Raw genomic sequence first — 14,740 nt, 5'->3', positions numbered from 1 at the left:
AAAAGTGCACGGAATAGTGCGCCGCCACCTGGGGAAGGTGGTGGCGGGCGCCGCCATGGCCGTGACCGGGACGGCCGTCATGGTCGGGATCACGCTCCCGGGGACCGCCGGCGCGGACGACACGGCAGGCAGCGGCACCGCGAACGGCCGTCCGGCCGCGTCCGCGGCGCCCGGATCGACCGCGGGGGAGGGGGGCTCCGCCGGAACGGCGCCGGAGCCCGCGACCCTGGCCACCGCGCCGCCCGAAGGGGCGAAGGGAGTGGGCACCGACCCGCTCACCGACGACGAACTGCGCAGGGCCGAGGAGCTGGCGCTGACCCCGCCCGCCCGGACCGCCCGGCGTGACGTCGAGGGGGCCCGAGGGCCCCAGCATCTGGCCACCGAACTGGCCGACCCGCTGCCCGCGGACGCGAGCGCCGCCACGCAGCCGCGCCGCGCCGAGGTCCGGTTCTACGACTACGGGCGCGACGAGCTGATCACGAGCACCGTCAACCTCGACACGGGCAAGGTCGAGGCGACGGCCGCGCAGCGCGGGGTCCAGCCCTCGGCACATCCAGAGGAACTGCGGGAGGCCCTGGAGCTGATCCTGAAGAGCCCGCTGGGCAAGGGCGTCAAGGAGGACTACAAGGACGCCACGGGCAAGGAGCTGACCTCGACGGAGCAGCTCTGGTTCAACGGCGACGTCTACCGCACGTACCGCGAGGCGAACGTCCCCGCGGCCCTGTCCACGTGCGGCGAGCACCGCTGCGTCCGGCTCGTCACCAAGATCCTCAACGGCTCCTGGATCGACACCCGCAACCTGATCGTCGACCTCAGTGCCCGGACCGTGACCCGCGTCGGCTGACCACCGGCGCCGACGACCACATCTTCCGCACTTCCGTACGAGGGAGTTCGTCTTCATGCACATCCGTTCGTCTTCGCGTGCCCGCAGGCAGGGCGCCGTCCTCGCCGCGGCCGCCCTCCTCGGCACCGCCACCGCCGCGGCCGGCCCCGTGAGCGCCGCCACCGCGGCGCCGCCGGCACCGCGCCCCGACTGCTCCGCCGCGTACCGCATCGAGCAGAAGCTCGACGGCGGCACCACCTGGCGCATGTGCTGGCGCTACAGCACCGACTCCGGCCTGATCCTCGACAAGGTCACCTACCAGCCCAAGGGCGAGAGCGCCCCGATACGCGTGCTGACGAGCGCCAAGCTCGCCCAGATCCACGTGCCGTACGACGACGGCAACGCCGAGTACGACGACCTGACCGGTGCCGGCTTCGGCTGGGGCCTGCAGAACCTCAAGCCGGGCGAGTGCCCCGGCGGCACCATCACCTCCGTGAAGGTGCCGGAGATGGGCAAGGTCAACGGCCTCTGCACCACCACCAGGGCGCGCGGCCACGCCTACCGGATGGCCAACGACGAGGGCACCAAGGTCTGGCAGGCACAGGGCAAGGACCTGCTCGTCTACACCGTCAACAAGGTCGCCTGGTACGAGTACATCACCGAGTGGCGGTTCTCCTCCGACGGCACCGTCGCCGCCAACGTCGGCGCCACCGGCAGCCTCGCCCCCGGCGACTACAACGGGACCGACGGCCGCGGCTGGCCGATCGGCCCCGGCGCGCGCTCCTACGCCACCAGCCACGCCCACAACGTCTTCTGGCGGCTCGACTTCGGCCTCGACGGCGCCGTCAAGGACCGGATCGAGCAGTACGACTCCAAGGTGACCGCGCCGAGCGGGGGCGGCGGTCCCAAGGTGAAGACCACCCGCACGGCGGTCACCAAGGAACTGGCCGGCGACGCCAGGAACATGCGCTGGTGGCGAGTGGTGAGCGCGACCGGCAAGAACAAGGACGGGCACGCCCGTTCGTACGAGATCGTGCCGGGCCCCTCCAACACGCACGCCGGCCGCGGCTTCACCAAGCACGACATCTTCTTCACCCAGAACCGGGCCTGCGAGCAGTTCGCGAGCAACAACATCCTCGACTGCGGACGCAACGCGCCCGACAGCGTGGACAAGTGGGTCAACGGCGAGACGCTGACCGACCCGGCCGTGTGGGTCAACATCGGGTTCCACCACATCGCACGGGACGAGGACCAGCAGCCGATGCCGGTCCACTGGCAGGGCTTCCACCTGGCACCCAGGGACGTAACCGCTATGAATCCGCTCACTCCGGCCGATCTCGCCGACCAGAACGGCGCTCCGAGCCAGGGGAGTTGAGCAAGCAGCCTGCCGATCCTGCTGCACCGCCTTCCGTTCCCGGAGTACCCTTCGTTGATCTTTGTCAGACGGGGCGTCCAGGAGCAGAAGGCGGTGCGTGGGTGAGCTCGGGAGGTCTGGAGCTGCCCCCAGGTGACGCGGGTCACGAGGGGAGTTCCCCCGACCCCGGGGAAGCGCCGCCCGGAGCGGTGTCCGTCGCCCGGCCGATGGAGATCGGCGCGGAGCTCGACTGGGGGGCCGAGGCCTGGAGCGAGGTGCGGACCCGGGCCCAGCGGGCCGGCCGCGCCTACATCTGGCTGAATCTCGTCGAGCAGCGGCTGCGGGCCGTCGTGGCGGCCGTGCTGCGGCCGGTGTACGAGCCCGTCCACGGCGACGACTGGGTGGTGGCCGCGGCCGGGCCGGCGGGTCAGGAGTGGGTGCAGCGCGCCGTGGCCGTGCGCGAGGTCTCGCGGCGCAAGGGCTACCTCCTCGACCCGGCCGACGACAACGTCCTGAGCTTCCTCACGCTCCCGCAGCTGCGGGAGCTGATGGTGCAGCACTGGCCGTGCTTCGAGCCGTACTTCGACGACCGGCGCGAGGTGGAGCTCGCCCTGGACGAGCTGGAGGTGACGCGCAACGTCGTCTCCCGCAACCGGGCGCTGTCGCTGACCGTGCTGGCCCAGTCGGAGCGGGCCTCCGCCCGGCTCCTGGAGATCCTCGGGAGCGGGGCGGGGGTGCCGTCCGCCGACCGGCTGCCCGTGGACGCCGTCGAGGACCTGGTCGGCGACCGGTACGCCGACGTGGTCTCCGTCCACCCCGACCGGGTGCGCCTGCAGCGGCAGCTGCCCGCCGAGGACCTCTTCGGCGGGGCACGGCGCCTCGACGCCACCGGGATAGGCCTGAACCTGCTCGTCCAGAACTTCTCCGGGCGGCGCCTGGTGAGACTGGCCGAATCCGGCTGCCGGATCCGGCTGCTCTTCCTGAACCCGGCCAGCAGCGCCGTCAAACGCCGCGAGCGCGAACTCGGCCTCAAGAAGGGCGAGCTGAGCCGCTCGGTGGAGATGAACATCCTCCACATGCGGCGGGTCCGCTCGCGGCTGCGGGACCCGGGCGCCTTCCAGATCCACGTCTTCGACGAGACGCCGCGCTTCACCGCGTACCTGGTCGACGGCGACGGCCCGGACGGCCTCGCGGTCGTCCAGTCCTATCTGCGGCGGGCGCGGGGGATGGAGGCGCCGGTGCTGGTGCTGCGCGGCGGCGGGCGCAACCTGGTGCGTTCCGGCCAGCCGGTGCGCGACGGCGAACACGGACTTTTCGAGACGTACCGGGAGGAGTTCGAGTCCGTCTGGCTCGACTCCCGGCCGGTCTCCTGAGCCGCGGGCCACGGGCGGTGTCAGTGGCCCGTGGGAGGGTGAGCAGCACCACGGGGGAGATCACGTAAGGAGGCCCGATGGCTTGGCATGGGGAAGCGCTGGTCGGTTTCGACCTGGAGACCACCGGCACCGAACCGCTGGAGGCACGGATCGTGACGGCCTCGATCGTCGGGGTCCACGGCGGACGGGTGGTGAGGCAGCGGGACTGGCTCGCCGATCCGGGCATCCGCATCCCGGCGCAGGCGTCCGCGATCCACGGCATCAGCAGTGAACGCGCGGCGGCCGAGGGGCGCCCGGTGCGCGAGGTCGCCGACGAGATCGCCGAGACCCTGACCGGGTACTGGGCCCAGGGCGTGCCCGTCGTGGCCTACAACGCCGCCTTCGACCTCACCCTGCTCTCGGCCGAGCTGCGGCGGCACTCGCTGCCCTCGCTCGCCGACCGGCTCGGCGGCGCCGCCACCGGACCGGTCGTCGACCCGTACACCATCGACCGGGCGGTCGACCGCTACCGCCGCGGCAAGCGGACCCTGGAAGCGGTCTGCGGCGAGTACGGAGTCGTCCTGGAGACGGCCCACCAGGCCGCCGCCGACGCGTTGGCCGCCGTGCGGGTGGCCGTCGCGATAGCCGAGCGGCACCCGGCCGTCGCCGCGCTGACACCGGCCGAACTGCACGAGCGCCAGATCGGCTGGTACCGCGCCTGGGCCGAGGACTTCCAGGACTTCCTGCGCCGCAAGGGGAACCCCGACGCGGTCGTCGACCCGGCCTGGCCGCTGCGGGATCTCGCCCCGGTGTCCCACTGACACCCGCGCCGGCAGCCCCGCGGGGCGGCCGCGGTGGCGGGTCGGCGGACCGGACCGGACTCAGCCGACCGGGTTCTCGGACAGGAAGTCGAGGAGCAGCGTGTTGACCTGCTCCGGCCTCTCCAGCGGCAGCCAGTGGCCCGCGTCCTCGATCCGCTCGTAGCGCCAGGTGCCGTCGACGTGCTTGGCGGTGCCGGCCATCGACGCCTCCGTCATGAAACGGTCGCCGGTGCTCCAGACGCCCATCACGGGGCCGGGCAGCGCGAAGGCCGGTTCGTCGGGGCCGAACTGCGCCTCGGGCGGCAGCCCCGCCCGGTAGACGTTCAGCGCGGCGGTGAGCGCGCCCGGCGCCCGCAGCGGCTCGATGACCGCCCCGGCCTCGGGGTGCTCGGCCAGCATCTCCCGCAGCCGGGCGAAGTCGTCACGCGACAGCCAGTCCTCCGCGAGGCCCGCCAGCTGGAACAGCAGCAGGTACCAGGACCGCTGCTTCTGCTCCCAGCCGGCGTCCCGGACCGCCGAGAGGTGGCCCACCGACAGGATGCTCAGCGAGGCGGCCCGCTGGGGCGCGGCCACGGCCAGCCCCTGCACCATGCCCGAACCCCAGTCGTGGCCCACCAGATGGGCCCGGTCGATCCCCAGCCGGTCCAGCAGCTCCAGGAGGTCGCCGACCGACCGCGCCGGGGCGTACGCCTCCGGTCCGCCCTCGGGCCGGTCCGAGGCGCCGAAGCCGCGGAGCGTGGGAGCGACGCACGTGTACCCGGCGGCGGTCAGGGCCGGTACCTGGTGACGCCAGAGGTGGTGCGTGTCAGGGAAGCCGTGGACCAGGAGCACGGCCGGCCCCTCGCCGCTCACCTCGACGTCGAGGGTCACCCCGGACAGTTCCACGCGCATCACAACACCCCGTTCGGACATGGAGGATCGGTCCCGGGGATCATGTCAGAACGGGTACCAGCGCACCTCCGGGTCGCCGTCCCGCAGCGAGGCCACCCGCCGTTCGAATTCGGCCAGGGCCTTGGGATTGCTCGGCGCGTGCTGGGCCACCCAGGCGCAGCTCGCGGTCTCCCGGGCACCGCGGAGCACGGCGCACCCCTCCCACGCGCGCACGTCCCAGCCGTAGGCCTCGGTGAAGGCGTCGTACGCCGCCGGATCCAGCCCGTACCGGTCGCGGGAGAGCGCGAGGACCACCAGGTCGTGCTCCCGCAGGTCGGAGGAGAAGGTCTCCAGGTCGACGAGGACGGGACCGTCGGGGCCGACGTGCACGTTGCGCGGCAGGGCGTCCCCGTGGATCGGGCCGGGGGTCAGGTGCGGGGTGAGCGCGGCGGCCGCCGGCGCGAAGGAGTCGCGCCGTTCCCGCAGATAGGCCGCGTCGGCCGGGTCGACGGCGTCGCCCGCGAGCCGCAGCCACCGCTCCACCCCGGCGAGCAGGTCGCGGCGGGGCAGGGTGAGGGAGGCGGGCTCCGGCAGTGCGTGGATCCGGCGCAGCAGCGGGGCCAGGTCGCGGGGCTCGGCCGGCCGTACGGCGGCGGGCAGCCGGTGCCAGAGGGTGACCGGGTGGCCGTCGACCAGGCGGGGCGCGGCTTCCGCCGCCCGTACCGCGGGGATGCCGGTCTCGGCCAGCCAGGAAGCGAGCGTCAGTTCGCGTTCGGCGCGGGGCAGCAGCTCCGCGTCCCGGCCGACCTTCACCACGAGATCACCCGCGCCGAAGACCGCGTTCTCCCCCAAGGAGAGGAGGGGGGCGTCCTGTTCCCGGGCCGGCAGCCCCGTGGCGGCCAGGATCTCCCGTGCCCGCGCCTCGTCCATCCGAATCTCCGTCTCTCCCGTTGCCTATGCGAATCAGCCAAAGTCTCGCATCCGTGCGGGCGGCCTTGACGGGACCGACGCCCTGTCAGGACCATGACGGAGACCGGAGCATGTGACATAGCGCACATAAGGGGTCGTATCGGTGAGTGTGGTGACCGCGACGAAGCGGTCCGGCGGACGGACGGCCGCCGGAGCGGGCCCCGGCCCCGGGCGGGACCACGGCGCGTGGTTCCTGGTGCTGCCGGCACTGATCCCCATCCTGGTCCTGAGCGTGGGGCCCCTGCTCTACGGCATCGCCCTCGCCTTCACCGACGCCCAGTCCGGCCGCACCCGCTCCACCCAGTGGGTCGGCACCCTCAACTTCCAGGACCTGCTGCACGACACCTTGTTCTGGGAGTCGTTCCGGATCGGTCTGGTGTGGGCCCTCGGCGTCACCGTCCCGCAGTTCCTGCTCGCGCTCGGGCTCGCCCTGCTGCTCGACCAGAACCTCCGGCTGCGCTGGCTGGCCCGGGCGCTCGCGATCGTCCCCTGGGCGATGCCCGAGGTCGTCGTCGGCATCATGTGGCGCCTGGTCTACAACGCCGACGCGGGCATCCTCAACGAGACCGTCCGCGACCTGGGCCTCGGGGACGGACACGACTGGCTCGGCGGACCGGCCACCGCGCTGGCCGCGGTCGTCGTGGTCGGGGTCTGGGCGGGGATGCCGCAGACCACGGTCGCCCTGCTCGCCGGCCTCCAGAACACCCCGCGCGAGCTCCACGAGGCCGCCGCCCTCGACGGCGCCGGAGCCTGGCGCCGCTTCCGCACGGTCACCTGGCCCGCCCTCAGACCGGTGGCACTGGCCATCACGGCGCTCAACTTCGTCTGGAACCTCAACTCCTTCGCCCTGGTCTACGTGCTGACCAACGGCGGCCCCGGCGGCCGGACCCGCCTCCCCATGCTCTTCGCCTACGAAGAGGCCTTCCGCTACGGACAGTTCGGCTACGCCGCCGCCATGGGCTGCGTGCTCGTGGCCGCCGTCTCCGTGCTCCTCGCCTTCCATCTCGTCGGACGACTGAAGGGGGACCGGGACCGGTGAGCGCTCTTCGCCCCAGCAGGCCCGCGCGGTTCGGCCAGTACCTCGCGCTCCTCGCGTACCTGGCCTTCCTCGCCTTCCCCCTTCTCTGGCTGATCTCCACCGCCTTCAAGCCCGCCCCCGAGCTCGGTTCGCTCCACCCCACCTGGATCCCCCGGGACCCCACCTGGGCCAACTTCCGGCAGGCCTTCGACGAACAGCCGCTGCTCCGGGCCGCGGCGAACAGCCTGCTCGCCGCGCTCGCCGCCGCCCTCGTCTCGGTCGCCGTCGCCACCCCCCTGGCCTACGTGACGGCGCGCGCCCGCGGGAAGGCCGCCTCGGCCGTCACCGGCTGGGTCGTGGTCAGCCAGGCGTTCCCCTTCGTCCTGGTGATCATCCCGCTCTTCCTGGTCCTGAAGAACCTGCGGCTGATCGACAGCCTTCCCGGCCTGGTCATGGTGTACGTCGTGTGGTCGCTGCCGTTCGCGCTGTGGATGCTGGTGGGATACGTACGGGCCGTGCCGGCCGAGCTGGAGGAGGCCGCCGCCGTCGACGGCGCCGGCCGGGTCCGCACGCTCGTCTCGGTCACCGCCCCGCTCCTCGCCCCCGGGATCGTCGCCACTGCGCTCTTCGCCTTCGTCACCTCCTGGAACGAGTTCTTCTTCGCGCTCGTGCTGCTCAAGAGCCCGGAGAAGCAGACCCTGCCGGTCCTCCTGACCCACTTCCTGGGCGCGGAGGGGGTCGCCGATCTCGGGCCGCTGGCCGCGGCCGCGTTCCTGGCCACGATCCCCTCGCTCGTCGTCTTCGCGGTCATCCAGAGACGGATCACCGGGGGCGCGCTGGCCGGGGCGGTGAAGTCCTGATGCGCCCGCGGACCTGGGCCGCCGTCAGCACCGTCGTCGCCCTGCTGCTCAGCGGCTGCGCCGCCGGCGGAGACGGCCGGGACGACGGGACCGTACGGCTCCGCTTCCAGTCGCTGGCCTGGCAGAAGGAGTCCGTCGACGTCAACAAGGAGCTGGTGGCGGAGTGGAACGCCGCCCATCCCGACATCCGGGTCGAGTACGTCCAGGGCAGCTGGGACTCCGTCCACGACCAGCTCCTGACCTCCTTCGAGGGCGGTGAGGCCCCCGACCTCATCCACGACGCCTCCGACGACCTGGCCGACTTCGCCTACGGCGGCCGCCTCGCGGATCTGAGCGACCTGCTGCCGGCCCGCCTGAAGGCGGACATCCCCGCGCGCAGTTGGGAGACCACGACCTTCGGGGACGGGATCTACGGGGTTCCGTTCCTCCAGGAGCCGCGCGTGATCATCGCGAACCGGCGGATCCTGGAGTCCTCGGGCGTCCGGATCCCGACCCCCGAGGCCCCGTGGAGCTGGGAGGAGTTCCGCCGTGTCACCCGGGAACTGACGGCGACGATGGGGCCGGGGCGGTACGCGGTCGCCTGGCCCCTCAAGGAGCCGGTCTCGGTGAGCCTCAACCTGGGCCTGTCGACGGGCGGGCGGCTCTTCCACCGCGGCGCGGACGGCCGGGTGACGATCGACTTCGGCGCGACCGACGGCATCGTCCCCGGCACGGTCCACGACCAGGTGAACACCGACCGCAGCGCGGCTCGTTCCACGCTCGGCACCGGCGGCTCGGACACACTGCCCGGCTTCTTCGGCGGCCGGTACGCGATGGTCCCACTGGGCTTCTCGTACCGGCAGCAGATCGCCCAGCAGGCGCCTCCGGGCTTCGAGTGGACCGTGCTGCCCGCGCCCGCCGGACGTGAGGGCCTCGCCCAGGGCGTCAGCCCGCAGACGCTCTCCATCGCCGAGGACAGCCCGCACAAGAAGGAGGCCGCGCAGTTCCTCGACTTCCTTCTCCAGCCCCGGAACATGGTCCGGCTGGCCCGGGGCGACTGGATGCTGCCGACGGGTACGGCGGCGCTGGCCGATCCCTCGCTGCGGACCGAGCGGGACGGCTGGGCGACCGGGGCGGCGGTCGCGGAGCACCTGCGCTCGGCGCCCGCGCAGTCGGTGCGGGGCTATCCGGAGTGGAAGGACAAGGTGGCGACCCCGGCGTTCCAGGAGTACTACAGCGGCGCGATCGACGCGGCCGAGCTGCGAAGGCGCCTGGTGGAGTACGGGAACCTGGTGCTGGCCCGGTATCAACGCCGCTGACGGGACAGGGAAACGGGCACCCATTTGGTTGCACGAGACGTCTCGTCTCGTTAAGGTTCGGCTCATGACCACGATCCCGCGCGCCCACATCGCCATGTTCTCCATCGCCGCCCACGGGCACGTGAACCCGAGCCTCGAAGTGATCCGCGAGCTCGTCGCCCGAGGGCACCGCGTCAGCTACGCCGTCCCCGCCTCCTTCGCCGAGAAGGTCGCCGCGACCGGCGCCACCCCCGTCGTCTACACGTCCACGCTCCCGACCGACGAGGACCCCGACGCCTGGGGCACCGAGCTGATCGACAACGTCGAGCCCTTCCTGGACGACGCCGTCCAGGCGCTCCCGCAGCTCGCCGCGGCCTTCGCCGGCGACGAACCCGACCTCGTCCTGCACGACATCACCTCCTATCCGGCACCGGTCCTCGCCCATCGCTGGGGCGTCCCCGCCGTCTCGCTCTGGCCCAACCTCGTGCCCTGGGAGGGGTACGAGGAGGAGGTCGCGGAGCCGATGTTCGCGGAGCTCAAGGCCTCGCCGCGGGGCAAGGCGTACTACGCGCGCTTCGAGCGGTGGCTCGCCGAGCACGGCGTCGACACCCCTCCCGACCGCCTGGTGGCCCGCCCCCGCCGCGCCGTCGTGCTCATCCCGCGGGCCCTGCAGCCGCAGGCCGACCGGGTCGACGAAACCGTCTTCCGCTTCGTCGGCGCCTGCCAGGGCGGTCGCGCCGACCAGGGGGAGTGGCGCCGGCCCGAGGGGGCCGGCCGGGTCCTCCTGGTCTCCCTGGGGTCCGCCTACACGAAGCAGCCCGCGTTCTACCGGGCGGCCGCCGCGGCCTTCGCGGACCGTCCCGACTGGCACGTCGTCCTCCAGATCGGCTCCTTCGTCGATCCGGCGGAACTGGGCGAGCTGCCGGCCAACGTGGAAGTCCACTCCTGGGTACCGCAGTTGGCGATCCTCCGGCAGGCCGACGCGTTCGTCACCCACGCCGGCGCCGGCGGCAGTCAGGAGGGCCTGGCCACCGGCACCCCGATGGTGGCGGTCCCACAGGCCGTCGACCAGTTCGGCAACGCGGACATGCTCGTGTCCCTGGGTGTGGCCCGCCGGCTGACGATGGAGGAGGCGACGGCCGAGCGGCTGCGCGAGGCCGTGCTCGCCCTCGCCGACGACCCCGAAGTCGCCCGCCGCGCACAGGAGATCCGGCAGGGGATGGCGGCCGAGGGCGGGACCCTCAGGGCCGCCGACCTGATCGAGGCCGAACTGGCTTGAGTGTGTTCGCATTTCGGAGCCGGTGATGCATCACCGAGTTCGTTGCTGATTGCACTAGCAAGGCCCCTGGGGTCCCCAGGGGCCTCATGTGTGAATGAAATGAGGGGGGTTGGCGGGGTTCTCTTTAAGAAACCTTGTTGAGTAAGCCGCGGGACCGGGAAGCCCTTGAACTGAGCCCGTCAATCGGTCAGGGTTTCGAGGCAGCTACCGGAGAGTTTTCTTCCAGTGGCTCAACCCCCCACAAATCCTGACGAGGAGTCCCCTCTTCATGGCTACACACAAGCGCGTTCGCCGGACCAAGCTCATCGCCGTCACGACCGCGATAGCAGCAGCCGCCGGAGTGACCGTCCTCACCAGTCCGTTCGCGGGCGCGGCCCCCACGCCCGCCCTCGGCACGGTCTACGGCCTCGGCGCGGAAGGCGCCGTCAGCGGAAGCTACATCGTCCTGCTCGACGAGAAGGCCGACAAGGGCAAGCTGGCGAAGGAGTACGGCGGCACCCTGCGCCGCAGCTACGACTCCACCGTCAACGGTTTCTCGGTCAACGACCTCTCGGTGACCGAGGCCAAGCGCCTCGCGGCCGACCCGGCCGTCTCCAAGGTGGTCCAGAACAAGAAGTTCTCCATCAGCGCCACCCAGGCCGATCCGCCCTCCTGGGGCCTGGACCGCGTCGACCAGACCGAGACCGCCGGGGACTCCAAGTACACCTACCCCGACGGCGCCGGCGAGGGCGTGACCGCGTACGTCATCGACACCGGAGTCCGGGTCGGCCACCAGGACTTCGGCGGCCGGGCCTCCGACGGCTTCGACGCCGTGGAGAACGACGAAACGGCCCAGGACGGCAACGGTCACGGCACGCACGTCGCCGGCACCATCGCCGGCACGGCCCACGGTGTCGCCAAGAAGGCGAAGATCGTCGCCGTGCGCGTCCTCGACGACAACGGCTCCGGCACCACCGAGCAGGTCGTCGCCGGCATCGACTGGGTCACCAAGAACCACCAGGGCCCGTCCGTCGCCAACATGAGCCTCGGCGGCGGCGCCGACCCGGCGCTCGACGACGCGGTCAGGAAGGCGATCGCCTCCGGCGTCACCTTCGCCGTCGCGGCCGGCAACGAGTCCTCCGACGCCAGTCAGGGCTCCCCCTCCCGCGTCCAGGAGGCCATCACGGTCGCCTCCTCGACCAAGGACGACCAGCAGTCCGACTTCTCCAACTTCGGCTCCGTCGTGGACCTGTACGCCCCGGGTTCGGACATCACCTCCGACTGGAACGACAGCGACACCGGTACGAAGACCATCTCGGGCACCTCCATGGCGACCCCGCACGTGGTCGGCGCCGCCGCCGTGTACCTCGCGGCACACCCCGACGCCACCCCGGACCAGGTCGCCCAGGCGCTCGTCGCGGGAGCCACCGCGGACAAGATCAGCAACCCGAGTCAGGGCACCGCCAACAAGCTGCTCAAGATCGTCGAGTAGGAGCCCCCGCCTGATGCCCGGCGGCCGTCGCGCCCTCCCCCACGGGGCGCGACGGCCGCCCTATCGTGTGACCATGACGACGACCTATGCCGCACTGCTGCGCGGAATCAACGTGAGCGGGCATCGCAAGGTGCCCATGGCGGAGCTCCGTTCACTCCTCGAAGGGCTCGGCCACCGCGACGTCCGGACCTACCTGCAGAGCGGCAACGCCGTCTTCACCACCGACGCCGACGAGACCGACGACACCCTCGCCGCCGCAGTCGAGAAGGCCGTCGAGCAGCACTTCGGCTTCCGCGTCGACACCCTCGTGCGCAGCGCCGCCTACCTGGCCGCGGTGGCCGACGCCTGCCCCTTCCCGGCCGCCGAGCTGGAGGGGAAGCAGCTCCACGTCACGTACTTCTCGGAGGCCCTCGGCGCCGAGCGCTTCGCCTCGGTCGACCAGGCCGCCTTCCTCCCGGAGGAGTTCCGCCTCGGCGACCGCGTCCTCTACCTCTACGCCCCGGACGGCCTCGGGCGCTCCAAGCTGGCCGAGGCGGTCTCCCGGCCCTCCCTCCTCAAGGGCGTCGTCGCCACCTCGCGCAACTGGAACACCGTGACCAAGCTCGTGGAGATGACCCGTGACTGACCTTCCCCCCGCCGTGGCCGCGGCCGTCGAGGGCGAGCTGCGCCTCCTGGACCCGACGGTCCGCAGCTCGGTGACGCTGTTCTCCGAGCTGCTGCACCCGGACTTCGAGGAGTTCGGCACGTCAGGACGCCGCTGGGACCGGGCGTCGATCATCGCCGCGATGACCGCGGGGGCCAGCCCCCGGCCGATCACCGCCAGCGACATGCACGGCGTGCAGCTGGCCCCCGACGTGGTGCACCTGACCTTCGCCACCGAGTCCCACGGCGTCCGCTCCCACCGCAGTTCGATCTGGCGGCTCACCGAGGGACGCTGGCTCCTCTACTTCCACCAGGGCACGCCCGCACCCGTCAGTCCGCCAGAGAGTCCAGCAGACTGAGTTCGGCCGCGTCGAGGCGGAGCGCGCCCGCGTCCAGGTTCTCCTCCAGGTGCGCGAGCGAGCCGGTGCCCGGAGTCGGCAGCAGCACCGGTGAACGGTGGAGCAGCCAGGCCAGGGCGATCTGCCCCCGGGTCGCGCCGTGCGCCGCCGCGACGGCGTCGAGCGAGGCCGCGGCCCGGCCGGTCAGGGCGCCGTTGCCCAGCGGGAACCACGGCAGGAAGCCCAGCCCGTGCGCCTCGCAGAGCTCCAGCACCGCCGCGGAGCCGCGGTCCAGCAGATGGAATCGGTTCTGCACGGACACCACGGACGACGTGAGTGCCAGCGCCTCCGACAGCTGCCCCGCGGTCACCGAGTCCAGGCCGACGTGCCGGATCTTCCCCTCGGCGCGCAGCTCGTCCAGTGCGCCGAGCTGCTCGGACATCGGCACCTCGGGATCGAAGCGGTGCAGCTGGTAGAGATCGATCCGGTCCGTCCGCAGCCGGCGCAGGCTCGCCTCGCACATCTCCCGCAGCCGTTCCGGACGCCCCTCGACGTGCCAGGCGCTGTCGCTCGTCCGGACCACCCCGCCCTTGGTGGCGATCACCAGGTCGTCGCGGTACGGACGCAGCGCCTCGGCGACCAGCTCCTCGGCCAGGCCCGGCCCGTAGTTGTCCGCGGTGTCCACGAGCGTGACGCCCCGCTCCACCGCCCGCCGCAGCACGGCGACGGCATCCGCCCGCGGGCCGCGCGGACCCCAGTAGCCGGGGCCGGTCAGCTGCGCCGTTCCGTAGCCGAGCCGTCGTACGGGAACACCACCGAGGACGAACGTCTCCGAGACCATGCGGGCACCGTACGACAGCACGTCGGACGGCACCGAAGTGGCCCAGTCGACAAAGCGGCGAATGGCCCGAAGCCGCGGGCCATCGGCTGGCTAGGCTCCCAGCCATGACCACCGACGCCCCGTCCCGGCCCGTTGCCCCCGCCGTCCCCGTCGTTGACTTCTACTTCGACCCCGCCTGCCCCTTCGCCTGGATCACCTCCCGCTGGATGCTGGAGGTGGAGCGGCAGCGCGACGTCGAGCTGCGCTTCCGGGTGATGAGCCTGTACTTCCACAACATCGGCAACGAGCTGCCCGACTGGTACCGGGAACTCGTCGACAGGTCGATCGGCCCGGTGCGGGTCGCCGCCGCCGCGGCCGAGGAGCACGGGGAGGAGATCCTCCGCCCGCTCTACACCGCCTTCGGCACCCGCATCCACGAGCGCAAGGAGGCCGACTTCGACACGGTGATCGCCGGATCCCTCGCCGAGCTGGGACTGCCCGCACGGCTCGCCGAGGCCGCCCACGACACCCGCCACGACGAGGCCGTGCGGCGCAGCCACGACGCGGGGCGGGACCCGCAGGCCGGAGGCTACGTCGGCACCCCCACCCTCCACGTCGACGGCACGGTCTGGTTCGGACCCGTCCTGCGTGCCATCCCCCGTGGACGGGAGGCGGTGGAACTCTTCGACAGCTTCCGCGTCCTCGCCGGCCACTCCGACCTCTTCGAGCTCAAGCGGACCCGCACCGGCGGCCTCGACTTCGGCTGATCCGGCCGACGCCGACGGCCGGCGCCCGGGTGTCGCGAATCTTCAAGACCGCGACGCGGGCGCCCGCCTAGCGTCGACG

The 14,740-nt window shown here is 72.2% G+C and carries 15 protein-coding genes; 12 read left to right on the top strand and 3 right to left on the bottom strand.

Annotated features, from left to right (window positions below; translation table 11 throughout):
* Nucleotides 1–4 precede the first annotated feature (4 nt).
* The 4 genes from ACE1OA_RS07970 to ACE1OA_RS07955 all read left to right on the top strand — a co-directional run bounded on the left by ACE1OA_RS07970 (nucleotide 5) and on the right by ACE1OA_RS07955 (nucleotide 4,350).
* Entirely contained in the window at nucleotides 5–844 is an 840-nt protein-coding gene (locus ACE1OA_RS07970) for a Tat pathway signal sequence domain protein (RefSeq protein ID WP_432752546.1), read from the top strand.
* 55 nt (nucleotides 845–899) lie between these two features.
* Complete coding sequence (locus ACE1OA_RS07965) at nucleotides 900–2,198, top strand: copper amine oxidase (protein ID WP_386543976.1); 1,299 nt, start codon at nucleotides 900–902, stop codon at nucleotides 2,196–2,198.
* 101 nt (nucleotides 2,199–2,299) lie between these two features.
* Nucleotides 2,300–3,550 carry an SAV2148 family HEPN domain-containing protein gene (locus ACE1OA_RS07960; protein ID WP_356608344.1) on the top strand — a complete coding sequence of 417 codons (1,251 nt, stop codon included), beginning with the start codon at nucleotides 2,300–2,302 and terminating at the stop codon, nucleotides 3,548–3,550.
* A gap of 77 nt (nucleotides 3,551–3,627) precedes the next feature.
* Nucleotides 3,628–4,350, top strand: coding sequence for a 3'-5' exonuclease (locus tag ACE1OA_RS07955; protein WP_356608346.1), 723 nt, complete (start codon nucleotides 3,628–3,630; stop codon nucleotides 4,348–4,350).
* A gap of 60 nt (nucleotides 4,351–4,410) precedes the next feature.
* Here the strand turns inward: ACE1OA_RS07955 and ACE1OA_RS07950 are convergent, their stop codons facing one another.
* Nucleotides 4,411–5,241: an alpha/beta fold hydrolase gene (locus ACE1OA_RS07950; RefSeq protein ID WP_384870994.1), complete on the bottom strand. Its 831-nt coding sequence runs from the start codon at nucleotides 5,239–5,241 to the stop codon at nucleotides 4,411–4,413.
* A 45-nt stretch (nucleotides 5,242–5,286) separates the two neighbouring features.
* Nucleotides 5,287–6,150, bottom strand: a complete 864-nt coding sequence (locus ACE1OA_RS07945; protein ID WP_432752545.1) for a phosphotransferase enzyme family protein — start codon at nucleotides 6,148–6,150, stop codon at nucleotides 5,287–5,289.
* A gap of 142 nt (nucleotides 6,151–6,292) precedes the next feature.
* Between ACE1OA_RS07945 and ACE1OA_RS07940 the strand changes: the two genes are divergently transcribed.
* From ACE1OA_RS07940 to ACE1OA_RS07910, 7 genes are all read left to right on the top strand, one after another.
* The gene (locus ACE1OA_RS07940; protein ID WP_356608352.1) at nucleotides 6,293–7,228 is read left to right on the top strand and encodes a carbohydrate ABC transporter permease; all 936 of its coding nucleotides are present in this window, start codon (nucleotides 6,293–6,295) and stop codon (nucleotides 7,226–7,228) included.
* Nucleotides 7,225–8,067, top strand: a complete 843-nt coding sequence (locus tag ACE1OA_RS07935; protein ID WP_432752544.1) for a carbohydrate ABC transporter permease — start codon at nucleotides 7,225–7,227, stop codon at nucleotides 8,065–8,067. Before ACE1OA_RS07940 ends, ACE1OA_RS07935 begins: the two co-directional genes overlap by 4 nt.
* Nucleotides 8,067–9,365 carry an ABC transporter substrate-binding protein gene (locus ACE1OA_RS07930; protein ID WP_432752543.1) on the top strand — a complete coding sequence of 433 codons (1,299 nt, stop codon included), beginning with the start codon at nucleotides 8,067–8,069 and terminating at the stop codon, nucleotides 9,363–9,365. The genes ACE1OA_RS07935 and ACE1OA_RS07930 overlap by 1 nt, the downstream gene beginning before the upstream one ends.
* A 64-nt stretch (nucleotides 9,366–9,429) precedes the next feature.
* The gene (gene mgt / locus ACE1OA_RS07925; protein ID WP_356608358.1) at nucleotides 9,430–10,623 is read left to right on the top strand and encodes a macrolide-inactivating glycosyltransferase; all 1,194 of its coding nucleotides are present in this window, start codon (nucleotides 9,430–9,432) and stop codon (nucleotides 10,621–10,623) included.
* A gap of 268 nt (nucleotides 10,624–10,891) precedes the next feature.
* A complete protein-coding gene (locus tag ACE1OA_RS07920; RefSeq protein WP_432752542.1) occupies nucleotides 10,892–12,094 on the top strand; it encodes a S8 family serine peptidase in 1,203 nt (400 codons plus the stop codon).
* 73 nt (nucleotides 12,095–12,167) lie between these two features.
* Nucleotides 12,168–12,719 (top strand): DUF1697 domain-containing protein, encoded by a 552-nt coding sequence (locus ACE1OA_RS07915; protein ID WP_356779234.1) that lies wholly within the window; start codon nucleotides 12,168–12,170, stop codon nucleotides 12,717–12,719.
* A complete protein-coding gene (locus tag ACE1OA_RS07910) occupies nucleotides 12,712–13,095 on the top strand; it encodes a nuclear transport factor 2 family protein (protein ID WP_356608364.1) in 384 nt (127 codons plus the stop codon). The genes ACE1OA_RS07915 and ACE1OA_RS07910 overlap by 8 nt, the downstream gene beginning before the upstream one ends.
* Here the strand turns inward: ACE1OA_RS07910 and ACE1OA_RS07905 are convergent.
* Nucleotides 13,067–13,915, bottom strand: coding sequence for an aldo/keto reductase (locus ACE1OA_RS07905; protein WP_384870984.1), 849 nt, complete (start codon nucleotides 13,913–13,915; stop codon nucleotides 13,067–13,069). The two genes, ACE1OA_RS07910 and ACE1OA_RS07905, sit on opposite strands and share 29 nt — an antisense overlap.
* Nucleotides 13,916–14,019: 104 nt before the next feature.
* Here ACE1OA_RS07905 and ACE1OA_RS07900 point away from each other — a divergent pair, with 104 nt between their 5' ends.
* Complete coding sequence (locus ACE1OA_RS07900) at nucleotides 14,020–14,661, top strand: DsbA family protein (RefSeq protein WP_356608368.1); 642 nt, start codon at nucleotides 14,020–14,022, stop codon at nucleotides 14,659–14,661.
* The last annotated feature ends 79 nt before the right edge of the window (nucleotides 14,662–14,740 follow it).

It is taken from the genome of Streptomyces sp. JL2001 (assembly GCF_050917515.1).
GTDB lineage: Bacteria > Actinomycetota > Actinomycetes > Streptomycetales > Streptomycetaceae > Streptomyces.
This window is presented reverse-complemented; position numbering and strand designations above follow the sequence as displayed.

Bases quoted from the DNA above. Each gene is read 5' to 3' on its own strand.
- ACE1OA_RS07965 (WP_386543976.1), top strand. From the start codon at position 900: ATGCACATCCGTTCGTCTTCGCGTGCCCGCAGGCAGGGCGCCGTCCTC.
- ACE1OA_RS07945 (WP_432752545.1), bottom strand. From the start codon at position 6,150: ATGGACGAGGCGCGGGCACGGGAGATCCTGGCCGCCACGGGGCTGCCG.
- ACE1OA_RS07900 (WP_356608368.1), top strand. From the start codon at position 14,020: ATGACCACCGACGCCCCGTCCCGGCCCGTTGCCCCCGCCGTCCCCGTC.
- ACE1OA_RS07915 (WP_356779234.1), top strand. From the start codon at position 12,168: ATGACGACGACCTATGCCGCACTGCTGCGCGGAATCAACGTGAGCGGG.
- ACE1OA_RS07930 (WP_432752543.1), top strand. From the start codon at position 8,067: ATGCGCCCGCGGACCTGGGCCGCCGTCAGCACCGTCGTCGCCCTGCTG.
- ACE1OA_RS07905 (WP_384870984.1), bottom strand. From the start codon at position 13,915: ATGGTCTCGGAGACGTTCGTCCTCGGTGGTGTTCCCGTACGACGGCTC.
- ACE1OA_RS07955 (WP_356608346.1), top strand. From the start codon at position 3,628: ATGGCTTGGCATGGGGAAGCGCTGGTCGGTTTCGACCTGGAGACCACC.
- ACE1OA_RS07920 (WP_432752542.1), top strand. From the start codon at position 10,892: ATGGCTACACACAAGCGCGTTCGCCGGACCAAGCTCATCGCCGTCACG.
- mgt (WP_356608358.1), top strand. From the start codon at position 9,430: ATGACCACGATCCCGCGCGCCCACATCGCCATGTTCTCCATCGCCGCC.
- ACE1OA_RS07950 (WP_384870994.1), bottom strand. From the start codon at position 5,241: ATGCGCGTGGAACTGTCCGGGGTGACCCTCGACGTCGAGGTGAGCGGC.